This is a genomic window from Shimwellia blattae DSM 4481 = NBRC 105725 (genome assembly GCF_000262305.1).
GTDB lineage: Bacteria > Pseudomonadota > Gammaproteobacteria > Enterobacterales > Enterobacteriaceae > Shimwellia > Shimwellia blattae.
Genome location: NC_017910.1, coordinates 800,801 through 818,350, shown reverse-complemented (window position 1 = coordinate 818,350; position 17,550 = coordinate 800,801). Strand labels below are relative to the sequence as shown.

Annotated in this window: 16 protein-coding genes; 5 read left to right on the top strand and 11 right to left on the bottom strand. The window is 59.9% G+C overall.

Features of this window, described 5'->3' with window-relative positions:
• Positions 1-76: 76 nt before the first annotated feature.
• The 9 genes from recC to rppH all read right to left on the bottom strand — a co-directional run bounded on the left by recC (position 77) and on the right by rppH (position 10,076).
• Positions 77-3,454: an exodeoxyribonuclease V subunit gamma gene (gene recC / locus EBL_RS03865; protein WP_002442345.1), complete on the bottom strand. Its 3,378-nt coding sequence runs from the start codon at positions 3,452-3,454 to the stop codon at positions 77-79.
• 21 nt (positions 3,455-3,475) lie between these two features.
• Positions 3,476-3,784, bottom strand: coding sequence for a prepilin-type N-terminal cleavage/methylation domain-containing protein (locus EBL_RS03860; protein WP_014715846.1), 309 nt, complete (start codon positions 3,782-3,784; stop codon positions 3,476-3,478).
• Complete coding sequence (locus tag EBL_RS03855; RefSeq protein ID WP_126298242.1) at positions 3,781-4,209, bottom strand: YgdB family protein; 429 nt, start codon at positions 4,207-4,209, stop codon at positions 3,781-3,783. Before EBL_RS03855 ends, EBL_RS03860 begins: the two co-directional genes overlap by 4 nt.
• A complete protein-coding gene (locus EBL_RS03850; RefSeq protein WP_232001910.1) occupies positions 4,206-4,838 on the bottom strand; it encodes a prepilin peptidase-dependent protein in 633 nt (210 codons plus the stop codon). Before EBL_RS03850 ends, EBL_RS03855 begins: the two co-directional genes overlap by 4 nt.
• Positions 4,808-5,248 carry a prepilin peptidase-dependent protein A gene (locus tag EBL_RS03845; protein ID WP_162138175.1) on the bottom strand — a complete coding sequence of 147 codons (441 nt, stop codon included), beginning with the start codon at positions 5,246-5,248 and terminating at the stop codon, positions 4,808-4,810. Before EBL_RS03845 ends, EBL_RS03850 begins: the two co-directional genes overlap by 31 nt.
• A 198-nt stretch (positions 5,249-5,446) precedes the next feature.
• On the bottom strand, positions 5,447-6,241 hold the full coding sequence (gene thyA, locus EBL_RS03840; RefSeq protein WP_002442334.1) for a thymidylate synthase: 795 nt from the start codon (positions 6,239-6,241) through the stop codon (positions 5,447-5,449).
• A gap of 1 nt (position 6,242) precedes the next feature.
• The gene (gene lgt / locus EBL_RS03835; RefSeq protein WP_002442332.1) at positions 6,243-7,124 is read right to left on the bottom strand and encodes a prolipoprotein diacylglyceryl transferase; all 882 of its coding nucleotides are present in this window, start codon (positions 7,122-7,124) and stop codon (positions 6,243-6,245) included.
• A gap of 162 nt (positions 7,125-7,286) precedes the next feature.
• Positions 7,287-9,533 (bottom strand): phosphoenolpyruvate--protein phosphotransferase, encoded by a 2,247-nt coding sequence (ptsP, locus tag EBL_RS03830; RefSeq protein WP_002442330.1) that lies wholly within the window; start codon positions 9,531-9,533, stop codon positions 7,287-7,289.
• A 12-nt stretch (positions 9,534-9,545) separates the two neighbouring features.
• The gene (gene rppH, locus EBL_RS03825) at positions 9,546-10,076 is read right to left on the bottom strand and encodes an RNA pyrophosphohydrolase (protein WP_002442328.1); all 531 of its coding nucleotides are present in this window, start codon (positions 10,074-10,076) and stop codon (positions 9,546-9,548) included.
• Between the two features lie 691 nt (positions 10,077-10,767).
• On the opposite strand from rppH, the gene mutH reads away from it, so the two are divergent.
• From mutH to EBL_RS03805, 4 genes are all read left to right on the top strand, one after another.
• Positions 10,768-11,469 carry a DNA mismatch repair endonuclease MutH gene (gene mutH, locus EBL_RS03820; protein WP_002442326.1) on the top strand — a complete coding sequence of 234 codons (702 nt, stop codon included), beginning with the start codon at positions 10,768-10,770 and terminating at the stop codon, positions 11,467-11,469.
• Positions 11,470-11,535: 66 nt separating this feature from the next.
• The gene (locus tag EBL_RS03815; RefSeq protein WP_002442324.1) at positions 11,536-12,249 is read left to right on the top strand and encodes a TerC family protein; all 714 of its coding nucleotides are present in this window, start codon (positions 11,536-11,538) and stop codon (positions 12,247-12,249) included.
• Positions 12,250-12,399: 150 nt separating this feature from the next.
• Positions 12,400-12,618 (top strand): YgdI/YgdR family lipoprotein, encoded by a 219-nt coding sequence (locus EBL_RS03810; protein ID WP_002442322.1) that lies wholly within the window; start codon positions 12,400-12,402, stop codon positions 12,616-12,618.
• A 168-nt stretch (positions 12,619-12,786) separates the two neighbouring features.
• Complete coding sequence (locus EBL_RS03805) at positions 12,787-13,827, top strand: NADP(H)-dependent aldo-keto reductase (protein WP_002442320.1); 1,041 nt, start codon at positions 12,787-12,789, stop codon at positions 13,825-13,827.
• Positions 13,828-13,904: 77 nt separating this feature from the next.
• Here the strand turns inward: EBL_RS03805 and lplT are convergent, their stop codons facing one another.
• Positions 13,905-15,101 carry a lysophospholipid transporter LplT gene (gene lplT / locus EBL_RS03800; RefSeq protein WP_002442317.1) on the bottom strand — a complete coding sequence of 399 codons (1,197 nt, stop codon included), beginning with the start codon at positions 15,099-15,101 and terminating at the stop codon, positions 13,905-13,907.
• Positions 15,094-17,253: a bifunctional acyl-ACP--phospholipid O-acyltransferase/long-chain-fatty-acid--ACP ligase gene (gene aas, locus EBL_RS03795; RefSeq protein ID WP_002442315.1), complete on the bottom strand. Its 2,160-nt coding sequence runs from the start codon at positions 17,251-17,253 to the stop codon at positions 15,094-15,096. The genes lplT and aas overlap by 8 nt, the downstream gene beginning before the upstream one ends.
• Between aas and EBL_RS20440 the strand changes: the two genes are divergently transcribed.
• Positions 17,252-17,506, top strand: a complete 255-nt coding sequence (locus EBL_RS20440; protein ID WP_014715842.1) for a hypothetical protein — start codon at positions 17,252-17,254, stop codon at positions 17,504-17,506. The genes aas and EBL_RS20440 overlap by 2 nt on opposite strands.
• Positions 17,507-17,550 lie beyond the last annotated feature (44 nt).

Genomic DNA, 17,550 nt, shown 5'->3' with positions numbered 1-17,550 from the left:
ATATCATCACGGCTTTCGGCCCCGGCTATGGATAGCGCACTGGCGGCCGTATTGCAATGAACAAATTTTGTCCAGTTTATTCCTGCATACTGTTATAGCGAAACAGGGGCACCAGATAACGCTGCGCATTATGGATAATCGCCTCGTAATAGTCTGGCTCCAGGGTGCGCCACAGGCGCTGGCGCCAGATATCGGCCCCTTCCCCTTCAACCATCTGGTTGCCCTCCCAGCGCTGTAATAACCGGCTACGCGCCTTACGCTGGGTGTCATCGTCCCATAAGATGGTGTCGCTTTGCGCGTCGTAGCAGGCTTCAACCCAGGCACCGCCGCTGGCGGGTAACAGCACCAGCGGCTGGCACATGCCTTCCCGGTAGCCATCAACCCACTGGGCCAGGAATGCCTGCGCCTCTTCTGCCGGTAACGCCGGAAAGCACCAGCGGCTCTCTTTGCGACCCAGCAGGCGGCTCGTTCCCTGGCCTCCGCACGCACAATAGACAAGGTGCTCCAGCCAAAGTTGCATACCGTGGGCCACATTCAGCACCGACGGTCGCCATCTGAGAAGCCCGTCACGCTGTACCTGCTGCAACCAGCCGGTAAGCCGGATCCCGGACACCTCCAGATCCACCTCCATACTGTGGGTGGCGCTTTTCTCCTGCTGTACGCTGGCTGCCAGTTGCTCCATTTCCAGTAGCTGGTCATCCCAGCCCAGCTCCCCCCATACCCCGTAGGGTAATGCCCCGGCAGCCCGGTAGCGGCGAAAAAGCGGCTGGGGATCTTCCCCGTCGATCAGCGTATTGAGCAGTGCCTGGTTTATCTGGTAGCGCTCAAGGCTGTCGAGGGAGAACGGCTCATCTTCCGGCAGTTCGGTCTCTTCCAGGCGGAAGCTCACCCCCAGGCGCATCTGGAAAAAGGCGCGGATCGGGTGGGCCCAGAAGCGCTGTAACTGTTCAAGGCTCAGCTCATCCTGCTCCAGGGGTGGCAGGGGCTGAATAAACCCGGGCTGGGATTCGCCCTGTTCACAGGCCGCGGCCAGCCATTCCCGGGCGTAGCTTTGCTGGTGATCTTCGGCCCGGAAGTTGCGCGCATCAAACGGGGTGCGGGTATGCAGCTCAACCAGATGCTGCTGCACCCGGCTGGCGCTGGTGTCGCAGTTTTCCTGCTCGTCGCCGGGCAGGTAATAGCTCTGGGCCAGATAATCCAGCAGCTCCTGCACCAGCACCGAGGGGAAGCGCTCACTGTTGTCCTGCACTGAGCGGCCAATATAGCTGACGTACAGCCGCTCCTGGGCGGAGATTATCGCCTCCAGAAACAGGTAGCGGTCGTCATCCCGGCGGCTGCGATCCCCGCGCACCGGTTTGCTGTTCATTAAATCAAACCCCAGTGGCGAGAGGGTGCGCGGGTAGACACCGTCATTCATTCCCAGCAGGCATACCACCCTGAACGGGATGGAGCGCATCGGCATCAGGGTGCAGAAGTTCACCGGGCCTGCCAGGAAGCGCTGGCTGATCCGTTCTTTGTCCAGCAGGCGGGAGAGCTCATCCCGCAGCAGGGTCAGCGGAACCGGCTGCCGGTAACCGGCCTCCATGCCCTGGCGGATCAGCGCCTGCCACTGTTGCTCTGCCAGCGCCAGTGCGCTTTCTGCTTCCGCATCTGGCTGGAAAAACGCCTCCAGCATTTCCCGGCACAGGGGCTGCCATGCATCCAGCGGGCGTGGTTCCGTCAGCCGTTTGCGCCAGGTGTTAAGCTGCATCAGTAGATCCGCCAGTTGCCCCACCAGGCCCGCAATCAGACCGCTGGACTCGTCATAAGGCAGGATCTCCTGCCACTCGCCGCTGCGGCTCTCCATTGCATAGCCCAGCAGCATGCGGGTTAAGCCAAAGCGCCAGGTGTGCTGCCCGGTGGCCGGCAGTTCAAACTCCCGGACGTTGTCGTCATCCATACCCCAGCGGATGCCGGATTCGCTGACCCACTGGCGCAGATTACGCAGCCCTTCTTCATCAATGGCAAAGCGGCTGGCCAGCGCCGGCACTTCCAGCAGGGCCAGCACCTGCTCTGCGGTGAAGCGGCTTTCGGGCAGGGTCAGTAACGACAGAAACGCCTGTAGCGCCGGGTGTGCCTGGCTGGCGCGGCGATCCGAGAGCGCAAACGGCAGCCAGCGGTTCCCCGTTGCGCTGCCAAACACCGCCTGAATAAACGGGCTGTAGCTGTCAATGTCCGCCACCATAACGATAATGTCTCTCGGGGTCAGGGTGGCGTCTTCATCCATCATGGCCAGCAGGCGATCGTGCAGGATCTCCACCTCCCGCTGGGGGCTGTGGCAGGCGTGGAACGTGACGGAGCGATCCCCGGGATCAAGCCGGTATTTGCCCGTGCTGTGCAGAAATTCCGCCTCGGTCAGGCCCGGGCGCATGCTATCCTGCAGGTCGAGAATGTCCGCCTGTAGCCCGTGCAGCATATTGTCCCGCGGGATATCAACGAAGACATCAACCTCCTGGGACTGCTCCAGCTCAGAGAGTAAAAAAGAGTAGTCGCGGCCCAGCTTCCCCCAGGAGGCCAGCAGCGGGTTCCCCACATCCTGGATGCCGTTATCATCAAACAGGGCAGAAGCCTGGTCACTGTCTTTAAACAGCGGTAGTGTCTGGTCCTGGTTATGCTTGCGGCGCTGGCGGCTCAGCAAACGGGCAAGAAACGCCGGGTCGCGAATATCCCCCCAGTAGTAGCGGCAGGGGTTGGTAAACAGCAGGTGCACATCAACATAGTTGCCCAGCGCCTGGAGCGCCCGCAGGTAAACCGGCGGCAGTGCCGACACACCGCAAATAAAGACCCGCTGCGGCAGCCCGGGCGGCGGTGCACCGCCGGACTCCAGCGCGCTGATAAACCGCTGGTACAGATTGGCACGGTGCCATTCCGGCTGGCCCAGCGCGGCGGTGTACTCCACCAGGGCACGCCACAGGGGGGCCTGCCAGCGCTGGGCTTCGTCCAGGCCGTCAACCAGTTGGTCGTTTTCCCACTGTGTCAGCCATTCCGGGCGGTAGACCAGGTACTGGTCATACAGGTCAGCAATGCGTGAGGCCAGCTGGAACAGCTTACGGCCGTCGTCGTCCTGCTCCAGATAGTGACGCAGCAGTTCAAACTCCGGCTGTGCCAGCTTCTCTGGCAGTAGCGTCATCAGTTTCCAGCCCATTCCGGCTTTGTTAAATGCGCTCTCTTTGGGGATCCCGGGCAGCACCCGGACAAACATATCCCAGATAAAGCTGGCCGGAAGGGGGAAGTCGATATTTGCTGCGATACCAAAGCGCTGAGCCAGGGTCATTTGCAGCCACTGGGCCATCCCGGTGCTTTGTACCAGTACCACCTCTGCTGCGAACGGATCCGCAAGGGGCTGGCGCTCAACGATAAACTCCATGATCTCTTCCAGCACATCCAGCCGGTTGGAGTGGTAAACACGCAGCATAAACGCTCCTGATGAATAACATTAGCGACAGTGTAATGCGGACACCCGGGCTTGTCTGCCCTGGGGTGAGCGCAGGGTGATCTGCCGGTGTACACACGCCCCCCGGGGCGTGCGCTGCTCCTGGCGCTGCCAGCCTTCCGGCAGCGGCGCAGGCGGCCAGGCCCGCTGCCCTTCCAGCATCAGCCACAGCCGGTAGCCCTCCTCCCAGTGCGCCAGCCCCCGGTAGACTCCCCGCTGGTAACCGGCCAGTGCGGTAACCACCAGCAGCAACAGGAGCATGGCGACCAGCGCCTCGGGCAGGCTGCTGCCGCGCTGGGCCTGGCGGCTCATGGTAACCGGCACCGCTCTGCCCCCAGCGGGCAGAAGTCGCTCCAGCCCCGGGGCAGAAACACCACCTGGCCGCGGATAACGCGCCCGCGCTGCCAGAACACCATTTGCGCCCCCTCCCCCACGGCGGCCCCCCGCCCGGCCAGCAGAACATCTCCGGGGGCCACCTGTAACAGGCAGGCCTGCCCGGGCTCGCCGGGCAGCTCCCGGCACTGCCATCTCTCCCCCGGCACCCAGCTCACCTGCTGCCCCCAGGCCAGGGCGTTATGAGCCTGCTGCTGCCAGATAAGCATCTGGCGCTCGCTATGCAGGCGGGTGGCCTGATTCCCCAGCACCTGGCCCCCGCCCTGGAGCATTATGCTGCCCGCCGCCAGCACCAGCAGCGGCACCATCAGCAATATGCCCCCCTGCTGGCGCGGGGGGGTCACCGGGGGCCGCCCTGTTCTGCCGCTTGCGGCGGCGTGCCGGGGCGGCTCTCCGGGTTATGGCGCAGCGCGTAATACAGGATATGTACCGCCTCTGCCGCCGGTGTAGTCACCGGTACACCGGAAAGGGCTATCGCCACCAGCGGGCTGTTTGCCTGCGGCCAGGCCCGGAAGCGGGTAATGCGCAGCGCTGCCGGGTCGTTCATTTTTTGCCACCCCCGCCCGCGGCAGTCAGCCGCACCGCGCCGGGTCTCCAGGCTGTCTCCCGAAAGCCGGTAGGCCAGCTGCTCCGCCCGGGTATCCGGTGCGGTTTCCCAGCGCCCGTTGCTGTTCATATCCCACTGCACTATCAGGCAATCCCCCGCCGGGGAGACGCTCAGCCCCGGGCCCGGGCATTCGCCATTGCAGTAACCGGCCCGGCGCACGCTTTTGCCGATACTGCGCGCCAGTTGCCACAGTAGCGCCCGGGCCTGGTGGTGCTGGGTTGAGACCAGCACACCGTGCTGTAGCGCAGGAAGAAAGCGCATGGCCCCCAGCATAATCAGGCTGCCGATACCCACCGCCAGCAGCAGTTCCGGCAGGGTAAAGCCGCTATCCCGCATCAGCAGCGCCCGCCCGGTGGCGGGTAGCACAGACGGATGCGCCCAAAGGCGGAAATCACCACCCGGGCCTGGCCCGCACGGCCCGCCAGCACCACATGCCCCGGCCAGGCCGTATTGCGCAGGCCAAAAAAGGCCACCCCGGGGCTCAGCGCGAGCAGTTTCACCCCCGCAGACTGTGGCCGGTAACCGTGAATACCGGCGGTGTCGCACGCAGGTATGTGCCCGGCGGTTCCCGCCACCACGCAGTCACCGCCGGGGCCACGGCCCATACGCAGGACAATCTCCTGGTTAAAGCCGTTAGCCCGGTCGCGCTGGTATTGTAAAAAGTCCCGTAGCGCGCTGGCGCTGTGCCGGAGTTGCTGGTGCCCCTGCCATTGATACCAGCTGTACCCCCCGGTGGCGGTCAGCACAATTATCAGCATCACGATCAATAGCTCCATCAGGCTGTGGCCTTGCTGGTTATCTGTCATGGGGGGAGTGTGGCAAGCCGGGCAGCAGGCCACCAGTGGCTTATGGACATAAGCCGGGAAGGGTTCAGAAAAAGTGGCCGGGTTGCAGGCGCGTGCAGAATATCCGCAGGCCCGCACGCAAAAAAAACCGGCCCCTGCGGGCCGGTAGGTATTCAGCAAAAAGGCGGCTCAGATAGCGACCGGTGCCTTAATGCCCGGGTACGGGTCGTAACCGTCAATCTCGAAATCATCGAACTGATAGTCAAACAGCGACGCCGGTTTACGCTTAATCACCAGCTTCGGCAGCGGGCGCGGCTCGCGGCTGAGCTGTAAATGGGCCTGATCCAGATGGTTGCTGTACAGGTGGGTGTCCCCGCCGGTCCAGACAAAATCCCCCACGTCGAGATCACACTGCTGGGCCATCATATGGACCAGCAACGCATAGCTGGCAATGTTAAACGGCAGGCCGAGGAACACGTCGCAGGAGCGCTGGTACAGCTGGCAGGAGAGCTTACCGTCAGCCACGTAGAACTGGAAAAAGGCGTGGCAGGGGGCCAGCGCCATTTTGTCCAGCTCCCCCACGTTCCAGGCAGAGACGATAATGCGCCGGGAGTCCGGGTCGTTTTTCAGCTGGTTCATTACGGTGGTGAGCTGATCCACATGGCGGCCATCCGGCGTTGCCCAGGCGCGCCACTGTTTGCCGTATACCGGCCCGAGATCGCCGTTTTCATCGGCCCACTCATCCCAGATGGTGACGTTATTGTCATGGAGGTAGCCCACGTTGGTGTCCCCTTTCAGGAACCACAGCAGCTCATGAATAATTGAGCGCAGGTGGCAACGCTTGGTGGTCACCAGCGGGAAACCGTCCTGCAGGTTAAAGCGCATCTGGTGGCCAAAAATCGACAGGGTGCCGGTACCGGTGCGGTCGTTTTTCGGCGTGCCCTCATCAAGCACTTTCTGCATTAAAGCCAGGTACTGTTTCATATCAACTCGCTACATTCTGCTGCCGGTTCTGGCGGCGATATGCCCAGACCATCATGATAATACCGGCAATAATCATCGGAATAGAAAGGATCTGCCCCATGCTGATGTACTGCACCCATTCGCCGGTAAACTGCGCATCCGGCTGGCGGAAGAACTCAACAATAATACGAAACGCCCCGTAACCAATCAGGAACAGCCCGGAAACGGCCCCCATCGGGCGCGGCTTGCGGATATACAGGTTCAGGATGATAAACAGCACAATCCCCTCCAGGGCCAGCTCATAGAGCTGGGAAGGGTGGCGCGGGAGCACGCCGTAGGTATCAAACAGCTGCTGCCACTCCGGGTGGCCGGGCAACAGGGCGATATCTTCACCGCGCGACGCCGGGAACAGCATTGAGAAGCGGAAATTCGGATCCACCCGGCCCCACAGCTCGCCATTAATAAAGTTCCCTAAACGCCCGGCCCCCAGGCCAAAGGGGATCAGCGGCGCAATAAAATCAGAGACCTGGAAGAAGGTGCGTTTGGTGCGGCGGGCGAAGATCATCATCACGATGATAACTCCGATCAGGCCGCCGTGGAACGACATGCCGCCATCCCATACTTTGAACAGGTAGAGCGGATCACTGAGGAACTGCGGCAGGTTATAAAACAGCACGTAACCAATACGCCCGCCGAGGAACACCCCGAGGAAGCCCGCATACAGCAGGTTTTCCACTTCGTTTTTTGTCCAGCCGCTGCCGGGTTTACTGGCCCGACGCCCGGCCAGCCACATCGCAAATACGAATCCCACCAGATACATCAGGCCGTACCAGTGCAGGGAAAGGGGCCCGATGGAGAATATCACTGGATCAAACTCGGGGAAATGCAGATAAGAATTCGTCATCCGTCACCACAACTCTTTGTTATCCTGCGGTTTTCACGCCACAGGGTTGACTGCGTACTGCATGCGGTACGCTCCCAAAGTTGCGAATCATAGCATAAAGCCCGGTAGGGATACCGGGCTGAAAATGTAAAAGATTAGCGAAATGACGGGTCTGGCAGGTGATTACAGGCCACCGCGAATAAGCCCCCCCATGCCGCGCCGCTCCATAAATGCCGCCACCTGGTGGCGCACTTCTGAAGCCTGCTGGGCCTGAAGACTGCGCGTCAGCAGCTCCCGGGACTCCTCCACGGTAATATGGCGCAGCAGATATTTAATCCGCGCCACCGCGTGGCCATTCATCGACAAGGTGCGGTAACCCATGCCTATCAGCAGCGCCACACACATCGGATCGCCCGCCAGCTCGCCGCACAGGCTATAGTCCAGATGATACTTGCGCGCCTGCTCCGCAATCAGGTGCAGCGCCTGTAACAGCGCCGGGTGCAGGCCGTCGTACAGGTTTGCCACCCGGGTGTTGTTGCGATCCACCGCCAGCAGGTACTGGGTCAGATCGTTGGAGCCTACCGAGACGAAATCCACCCGGTTTGCCAGGTAGGGCAGCATAAAGATCATTGAGGGCACTTCCACCATCACCCCGATACGGGGCCGGGGGATAGCGTAGCCCAGCATCTCTTCCACCTCTTTCCCGGCGCGATCGATAAGACGCCGGGCTTCGTCCACCTCGTCGATGCTGGTTATCATCGGCAGCAGAATGCTGAGGTTATCCGTGGCGGCGTTGGCCCGCAGCATCGCCCGCACCTGGACCAGGAAAATCTCCGGCTGGTCGAGGGTAATGCGGATCCCGCGCCAGCCCAGGCAGGGGTTCTCTTCGCTGATGGGCATATAGGGCAGCTGCTTGTCTGCCCCTACGTCCAGCGTGCGCAGGGTGACGGGCTTGTCGTGGAACATCTGCAACATGCCCTGATATTGCGCCACCTGCTCCTCTTCCGAGGGGAAGCCGCTTTGCAGCATAAACGGGATTTCGGTGCGGTACAGGCCGATACCGTCCACCCGCTCGCCGAGCTTCTGCTCATGCTCCGGGCTCAGCCCGGCATTGAGCATGATCTGCACCCGCTCGCCGCTTTTCAGCACGGCGGGCTGATCCACCTCGCCTTCCGCCAGGCGGCTGAGCTCATGCTCTTCGTTGACCAGGCGCTGATACTCCACCAGCAGCACCGGCTCCGGATCAATCAGCACCTCTCCCCGGTAGCCATCCACCACCAGGTTGCGCTCATGCAGCAGCGAGGGCTGCATATCGGCTCCCATCACGGTGGGCTTGCCCATGGCGCGCACCATAATCGCCGCATGGGAGTTAGAGGCACCGTCGCGAACTACCACCCCGACCAGACGATCCTGGGGCAGTTCGGCAAGTGTCGTGGCGGAGAGCTCATCCGCCACCAGGATAAAGCGCTCCGGCCAGGTGTTTGGCCCCTGGATGGTGTCATCCAGGTGGAACAGCAGCCGCTGACCAAGGGTGCGTAAGTCCCCGGCCCGCTCTTTCAGGTAGCTGTCCGTAAGGGAGGCGAACTGCTCGGCAAAATCCTCAATAACTTTTTTAACGGCCCATTCCGCCACGGCGCCTTTATCCACCCCGGCGTACAGCGCTTTGCGCAACCGGCTGTCGGATAACAGGTGCAGGTAGAGGTCAAAAATCGCCGCCGTCTCTTTCTGAGCGCTGGCGGTAAAGCGTTTGCTGTAGCGGCGAAACTCCGCGGCGGCCTCTTCCAGCGCGGTGGATAACCGCTCGCGCTCTTTGGCCGTATCCAGGGTGGAGGCTTCAGACACCTGCTCCATCAGGGGCAGGGTCGCGTCCATCCAGCCAGGGGCAATCGCCACCCCGGGTGAGGCGGGCAGCGCCCGGATCCGGGTCTGACGGTACTGACCAAACAGGGCCGTAAGCTGGGACTGGGAGAGGATGGCGGCCATCTGGGTGGCGAGAGTCACCAGGAAGGACTCTTCGCTTTCGTCGTACTGGCGCAGCTCGCGCTGCTGTACTACCAGCACCCCGAGCAGTTGCCGCCGCTGGATAATAGGCACCCCGAGGAAGGCCCGGTAGCGTTCCTCTTTTACGTTGGGGATATATTTAAAGCTGGGGTGTTTTTGCGCATCGGCAAGGTTAATAGGCTCCGCCAGGCGACCCACCAGCCCAACGATACCTTCATCAAATGCGAGAGTAACCGTACGCCCACGGGGCTTTTTCAGCCCCCGGGTTGCCATCAGGTAATAACAGTGCCTGGCGTGATCGGCCAGATACACGGAGCAGACGTCCGTATTCATAGCTGCGCAGATGTCATTAACCAGAATATTCAGCGCCTCATTCAGCCGGGGCGCACTGGCAACTTTCTCGACTATTTCCCGCAACGGAGTGAGCATATTGTGCGTGGCTTATCCTCTTTTTCTTCTGTAGGCCGCGGGTGTGTTGCGCGGCAATGCCGCATCCTGTGCCGCCATCACGACACCGGCAAACTCTTTCATTACCCGGCGATAGACATCACGTTTAAACGACACCACCTGGCGCACCGGATACCAGTAACTTACCCAACGCCAGCCGTCAAACTCTGGTGTACTGCTGGTTTGCATATTGATATCAGCATCATTGCTGAGCAACTGCAGAAGAAACCACTTCTGTTTCTGGCCGATGCATACCGGCTTTGTTTCCCAACGCACCAAACGCTTCGGTAATTTGTAACGCAACCAGTTTCGGGTAGAGGCCAGAATACGCACATCTTTGCGCTGCAGCCCCACCTCTTCAAATAATTCACGATACATGGCCTGCTCGGGTGACTCCCCGGGGTTAATCCCCCCCTGGGGAAACTGCCAGGAATGCTGCCCAAAACGCCTGGCCCACATCACCTGCCCTTGCCGATTACAGATTACAATACCTACATTCGGGCGGTAGCCATCATCGTCAATCACGGGACTACCTCAAAATAAAACTGGAATAATCACGATTGTTTCACACTCCCGTAAGGCGGTAAACCACTCTCTCATTCCCGCTCAGCGGAATAACATTTAAATAACTCACAAAAGTCACCTTAGTTATAAACAGCTGATGATCGCAATGGCGGGTTTTATTCACTTTTTCTGTGGATATCATTGTGCAGAACCGCAGTATGAACCAGGGAAAACTTTAGTATGACGCCAGCACACCTCTCAAAAGCTACTGATAAATACATTAAGATTCAATATATTAATTTAGTTAATCACGGCGTAAAGACACCGGTTGTGATATCTGTCACAGCAAGGATCGTCGCACTGCTCAAAGATCAGACAGCGCCGTTTTTATCCACAGATTGTGCCAGTAAGTTAATCACAAAACCGTCGAAAAATAGACTTTCGTCACTCGTCAAGGCTGTAAATCGAACCAGTAGTTGTCAGTTTTCACAGTTATCCCATTTTTCTGTGGATAAACTGGTGTAAGATCCTGTTCATTGTCAGTGACCAGAACTGGAAAACCCAGCGGCAGAAAAAATATTTCCGCCGGAGATTGCCAAAAAAATAATAAAAATCATGCCATTAATACAGTTATCCCGTAAATCTCAGCGCCTGCTTACCGGGCGCCGATTAACTGGTCGTTTTTTGTACGTCTCATAATTCAGGAACCGATATGCCAGCCTCACTGCAAATTCCCCTTACCCCCCCACAAAGCGAACAGGTCTTGCGCCGCCAGGCCGAGGCGCTGGCAGGCTACAGCCTGGGTGAGCTGGCAGCGCTGGCCGGGCTGCCGGTGCCGGATGATTTGCGCCGCGATAAGGGCTGGATTGGGGTATTGCTGGAGATGTGGCTGGGTGCCAGCGCCGGCAGTAAACCCGAGCAGGATTTCGCCGCCATTGGCGTGGAGCTAAAAACTATCCCCATCGACAGTTCTGGCCGCCCGCTGGAAACCACGTTTGTCTGTGTGGCACCGCTGACCGGCAATACGGGGGTCACCTGGGAGAGCAGCCACGTCAGGCATAAATTACAGCGGGTGCTGTGGGTGCCGGTAGAAGGAGAGCGCCAGATCCCGCTGGCGGAGCGCCGGGTCGGAGCGCCGCTGTTGTGGAGCCCCTCCCCCGAAGAGGATGAACAGCTGCGCCGGGACTGGGAAGAGCTGATGGATTTAATTGTCCTGGGCCAGGTCGAGCGTATCACCGCCCGCCACGGGGAAGTGATGCAGTTGCGCCCCAAGGCGGCAAACAGCAAAGCACTGACCGAGGCCATCGGCGCCAGTGGCGAGCCGATCCTCACCCTGCCCCGGGGATTCTACCTGAAGAAAAACTTCACCGGCGCGCTGCTGGCCCGCCACTTTTTCAGCCCGGAGAATAAATAGTGTCGTCCGTTTGTCGGCTGGCTGCATGCGCGTATAATTACGCTTTTCGTTTTGGCAGGATTTCAGATGTTATTTGCATGGGTAACTGACCCTAACGCCTGGCTGGCGCTGGGGACATTGACAGTGCTGGAGATTGTTCTCGGCATAGACAATATTATTTTTCTTACCCTGGTGGTGGCAAAACTCCCCCGGGCACAACAAAACAAGGCCCGCCGTCTGGGGCTGCTGGCGGCCATGGTTATGCGCCTGGCGCTGCTGGCCAGTATCGCCTGGCTCTCCCACCTGACGATTACGCTGTTTAGCATCGCGGGTATGGACTTCTCCGCCCGGGATGTGATTTTACTGCTCGGCGGGCTGTTTCTTATCTGGAAGGCGTCCAAAGAGATCCACGAAACCATCGAAGGGGAAGAAGAAGGGGTTAAGACCAATGTCCATACCCTGTTTGGCGCCATCGTGCAGATAATGCTGTTGGATATTATCTTCAGCCTCGATTCGGTGATTACCGCAGTCGGGCTGTCTGATCATCTGTTTATTATGATGGCGGCGGTAGTGATTGCCGTAAGCGTGATGATGTTTGCCGCGAAACCTATCGGTGACTTTGTGGAGCGTCACCCCTCCATCAAGATGCTGGCCCTGTCCTTTCTGATTCTGGTGGGCTTTACCCTGATCCTTGAAAGCTGCGATATTCACGTGCCCAAGGGTTATATGTATTTCGCCATGTTCTTCTCTATGGCGGTAGAAGGGCTGAACCTGGTACGCAATAAAAAAAATCCCCTGTAAATCCCGCCACGCTGCCCCGCCAGGGGCGGCGTTTTCCACCCTTCTGTGCGATTTCAGATAATACCCCTTTCCCCCTATTTATCTTCCGGTTCATACTGATAACTGGATTTCTTCCGGAAACTCACCCACCAGAAAGAAGGAGGCTTGCTGATGAAGAACTGGGCTGTTGCGATTTCAGCCGTGGGAATGGTATTCGCCGTATCAGGTTGCAGCAGTGATTATGTGATGGCAACCAAAGACGGACGAATGATCCTCACCGCCGGAAAACCGCAGCTGGATAACGATACCGGCCTTATCCGCTATCACGATCTGCAGGGCAATGAACTACAAATAAACCGTAATGACATTTCACAAATTATTGAACGATAACCCCTAAAGCCCGCGATGACATCGCGGGCTTTTTTATCCCTTCAGGCCGCTTTTTTCCCCCACAGACTTCCCCTTTGCGGGTTCCTCTGCCATGTTATTACTCCCCGCGGCCACAAGCCCGCCACGGGCGAACACAACAAAAACTGATAACACGAAAGGGAGTTGGCTATGCATTATCATCATATCCCTCACAGTACACTTGAGGTCAGCACTCTTGGCCTCGGGACCATGACATTCGGGGAACAAAACAGTGAAGCTGAGGCCCATGCCCAGCTGGATTACGCCATAAGCCAGGGCATCAACCTGATTGACGTGGCAGAGATGTACCCGGTGCCCCCGCGCCCGGAGACCCAGGGCCTTACCGAAACATACGTGGGCAACTGGCTGAAGAAACGCGGCGTGCGCGAGAGAGTCGTGCTGGCCTCTAAAGTCAGCGGCCCTTCCCGCAACAATGACACCAGTATCCGCCCGGGCCAGATGCTGGATCGCCGCAATATCCGCGAAGCGCTGGACGCCAGCCTCAAACGACTGCAGACCGACTATCTGGATCTCTACCAGGTGCACTGGCCACAGCGCGCCACCAACTGCTTTGGCAAACTGGGCTACAGCTGGACCGACGACATGCCGCCGGTCACCCTGCTGGAGACGCTGGAAGCGCTGGCGGAATGTCAGCGGGCGGGGAAAATTCGCTATATTGGGGTCTCTAACGAAACGGCCTGGGGCGTGATGCGCTACCTGCACCTGGCAGACAAGCACGAGCTACCGCGCATTGTCACCATTCAGAACCCCTACAGCCTGCTGAACCGCAGTTTTGAAGTGGGGCTGGCGGAAGTCAGCCGTTATGAAGGGGTGGAGCTGCTGGCATACTCCTGCCTGGCCTTCGGCACCCTGACCGGCAAATACCTCAACGGCGCCCGGCCTGCCGGGGCCCGCAATACTCTGTTCAGCCGCTTTACCCGCTACAGCGGTGAGCAGTCACAACAGGCGGTGGCCGCCTATGTGGCCGTTGCCCGGCGGCACAATATGGATCCGGCCCAGATGGCGCTGGCGTTTGTCCGCCAGCAGAAATTTGTGGCCAGCACCCTGCTGGGGGCAACCAGCCTTGCCCAGTTGCAGACCAACGTTGAAAGCCTGAATCTGACACTCAGCGAAGAGGTGCTGGCAGAGCTGGAAGCCGTGCACCAGATCCACACCTACCCGGCCCCCTGAGCCGGGGCTGACCGTAAAAACTGGCGCGGAGCTGGCTGCCGGAATGGCAGCCAGCAGAATAAGCGATAAAAAGCGCCCTACCCCCGGCGGCCGGGTTTCAGCCACAGCAGCGCGATGGCCACCGCAAACAGCACCCCGAACCCGATCCCAATCCCTACTGCCGGTGCGCCGGTTTTCACCGCCAGGGAATAGCCGCCAAGCATCAGCAGCATGGCGGCGTTTTCGCCAAGGTTCTGCACGGCAATGGCATTACCCGCCCCGACACTGCGCTTACCGCGCTCCTGTAACAGGGCGTTGAGCGGTACAACAAAAAAGCCGCCACACACCCCAATGAGCACCAGCAGGACATAAGCAGGCAGCAGCTGGGTTTGCAGCGCAAACACCACCACCAGCGCGCCAATCAGCACCCCGGCAGGCATACAGCGGCGGACATTCGCCAGGGTGACCAGCTTCGCCGCCGCCCCGGCCCCGGCGACAATGCCTATCGCCACCATGGCGTTAAGGTAGGTCGGGGTGGCGTTATCCGTAATGCCCAGCGCCGCCGGCACCCATAACACCAGTAAAAAGCGCAGGGTGACCCCGGCCCCCCAGAACAGACTGGTCCCGAGCAGCGAAAAGCGGGTTTCACCATCCAGCCACAGGGTGCGGCAGGCCGCCAGGAAGCGGCGCACCATCGGGCCCGGCCACCAGTTCTGCCCCGGGCGGGCCGCAGGCCGCTTCGGGATAAACAGGTTAGCGACCACCGCGCCCCCATACACCAGCACACATACCCCCAGGGCCGCCAGCAGGTGCCAGTCTGCCAGCACCCCACCGGCCACGGAGCCGGTCAGAATCGCCGCAATGGTGGAGGCCTCCATCAGCCCGTTGGCTTTAACCAGCTGTGAGCCGGTGGTCAGCTCCCCCAGGATGCCGTACTTCGCCGGGGAGTAAGCCGCCGCCCCGATCCCCACCAGGGTATAGCCCAGAAACGGGTTCAGCCCGGCACAGATAGCCGCCGCCCCCAGCAGCTTTAGCCCGTTGGCCAGCATCATGACCCGGCCTTTGGCAAAGCTGTCGGCAAACTGCCCCACAAAGGGCGCAAACAAAATATAAGCGCCCACGAAAACCATCTGCAGTACCGGCTGGCTCCATTCCGGGTAAACCAGCTGCTTTAATACTGCCAGGGTGGCGAACAGCAGCGCGTTATCGCCAAATGCCGATAAAAACTGAGCGGCGATCACCGCCATCATTCCCCGGGACCAGATAGCGTCGTCAGGGGCAGCCTGGTTATGCATGCCTGTCTTCTCCGCTGTCGAGCAGCGCTTTGAGTGAGATAAAGTCCGGTTTACCGCTGCCGAGCACCGGCAGCTGTTTCAGGTAGCGGATATCCCGGGGAACCGCCAGCTCCGGCACGCCGGTAGCCCGCGCCTGGTGGAGCAGCCCCTCCCGGGTGAGTTCTGCATCGGTGGTATACAGCACCAGCGCTTCGCCTTTCACCGGGTCGCTCTTCACCACGGTGGCGTGAAGTTTTTCCGGAGAGACGGCCAGCGCCAGCGTTTCGACCATCTCCAGGGAGACCATCTCCCCGGCCAGTTTGGCAAACCGTTTGGCCCGCCCCTGGATGGTACAAAAACCCTGCTCGTCGAAGGCGACAATATCCCCGGTGTCGTACCAGCCGGGCTCCATCACCCCGCTGACGCCAGCGGCCTGTGGCACCTCCAGCACGCCGGGGTTTTCTACCCGCAGGTAGCCTTTCATGATATTGGGCCCCTTAAGTTGCAGGCGGCCCCCCTGTTCAATGCCGGGTACTGCCATTAACCGGGCATCCATCGCCGGCAGGATCCGCCCCACCGTATGCGGTTTTGCCGCCATCGGCACGTTGATGGAGACCACCGGTGCACACTCGGTGACCCCATAGCCTTCAAGAATACGCAGGCCAAATTTATCCTGCCAGAGCTGGCGGGTGCTTTCCTGTAGCTTCTCGGCCCCGGCCACCACATAGCGCACCCGGAAGAAGTCATAAGGATGGGCGAAGCGGGCGTAGTTCGCCAGGAATGTGGAGGTGCCGAAAATCACCGTGCAGTTACGGTCGTAGCACAGCTCCGGCACCATCCGGTAGTGCAGTGGGCTTGGGTAGAGAAACGCCTCTGCCCCGGTCAGCAACGGGGTAAACAGCCCGACAGTCAGGCCAAAGGAGTGGAACAGGGGCAGGGCCGACATAAAGCGATCCCGGGCGGTGAAGTCAGCAATGGTTTTGATCTGCTCAACGTTCGCCAGCAGGCTTTTGTGGCTGTGGACCACCCCTTTCGGGTTGCCCTCAGAGCCGGAGGTAAACAGCACCATGGCCGCATCTTCCGGGTTTTGCGCCACCTGGGCCCGGCGGGGGCAGAGTAAATGGGCGAAGATCCACAGTTTGTCGCGCCGGGTGACATCGGCTTTCAGATCTTCAAGAAATACCCAGCGCACCTGGGTGAGCTGCTCGGGCAGGTGCCAGAGTTTACCCTTTTCCAGAAACTGGCGGGAGGTAAACACGGTGGCTATCCGGGCGCAGGTGATGGCGCTGGTCAGCCCTTTTATCCCGGCGGTGTAGTTCATCATGGCGGGCACCCGCCCCCGGGAAATGGCCCCGAAAATCACCGCCGCGCTGATTGTCGCGTTAGGCAGCATCAGCCCGATGGTCTCCCCCTGACGGCTGTATTTTTCGAGGATCCGGCCAACAAACAGCGTTTTGGTCAGCAGGCTGTGGTAGGTGTCCGGGGTGAAATTAATATCTTCCAGGCAGGGCTTGCGGGCGCCGTAGCGCTGTCTGGCGTCCAGCAGGGCTTCATACAGGGTCTGGCGCGGGCGGGCAGCCATGCGCGCTTCCATCATAATCTGGTGGAGCATCTCCCCGGCCAGGCGGCGGCGCTCCCGGGCGCGGGGGGCTTGCGGCATCGGAATCTGGGTGGGCGGCAGAATATGCAGCGACACGCGCGGAAACATCCGGCGCTTTACCAGCCCCTTCAGGCGGCTGAAGAAGGTGACATCCGCCCCTTCAATACGCACCGGCACCACTGTTGCCCTGGACTTTGCCGCCACAAACCCGGCGCCGTCGTAGATTTTCATCAGCGAGCCGGTCACCGTCAGCCGCCCTTCCGGGAAAATCACCACCGGGCGCCCCTGCTCTACCAGGCGCACCAGGTGTTTAATGGACATGGGGCGGGAGGGATCCAGCGGAACATAGTCAACAAACGGGGCCAGCAGGCGCATAAACCACTGCTGGCTGATGGAGGAGTAGATGGCAAAAACCGGCTTGACCGGCAAAAACAGCGCCAGCAGTACCCCGTCCAGAAACGACTGATGATTCGGGGTGATTAACACCCCCCGCTGATGCAACGCACTGACATCCCCTGAAACACGGACCCGGAACAGCAGGCGAAATAGCTGACGAAAGATGGCAAACCCCATGACAACTCCCTTTGCGAGCTCAGTAGTGGCAGGCAGATTACCGTACTACGGGCAGCGGCGCGAGCCAGGCGGTTTATTTACCGGTGAAAATCTGCGTTTGCTCGCAGCAGGGGGCGGGAAAAGGGCAAAAAAAACCTGCGCATCCGCGCAGGCTGGTGTAACTACAGTTATCGACATCAACAGTGCCGATACCACCTATCAATACCTCTGGGATCTCAACTCTACCAGTGGGGCTTTTGTTCATGCCATGTGATAATCGCAACAGCGCTTCGCAAAATGTAAGCAAAAATTTTCTAT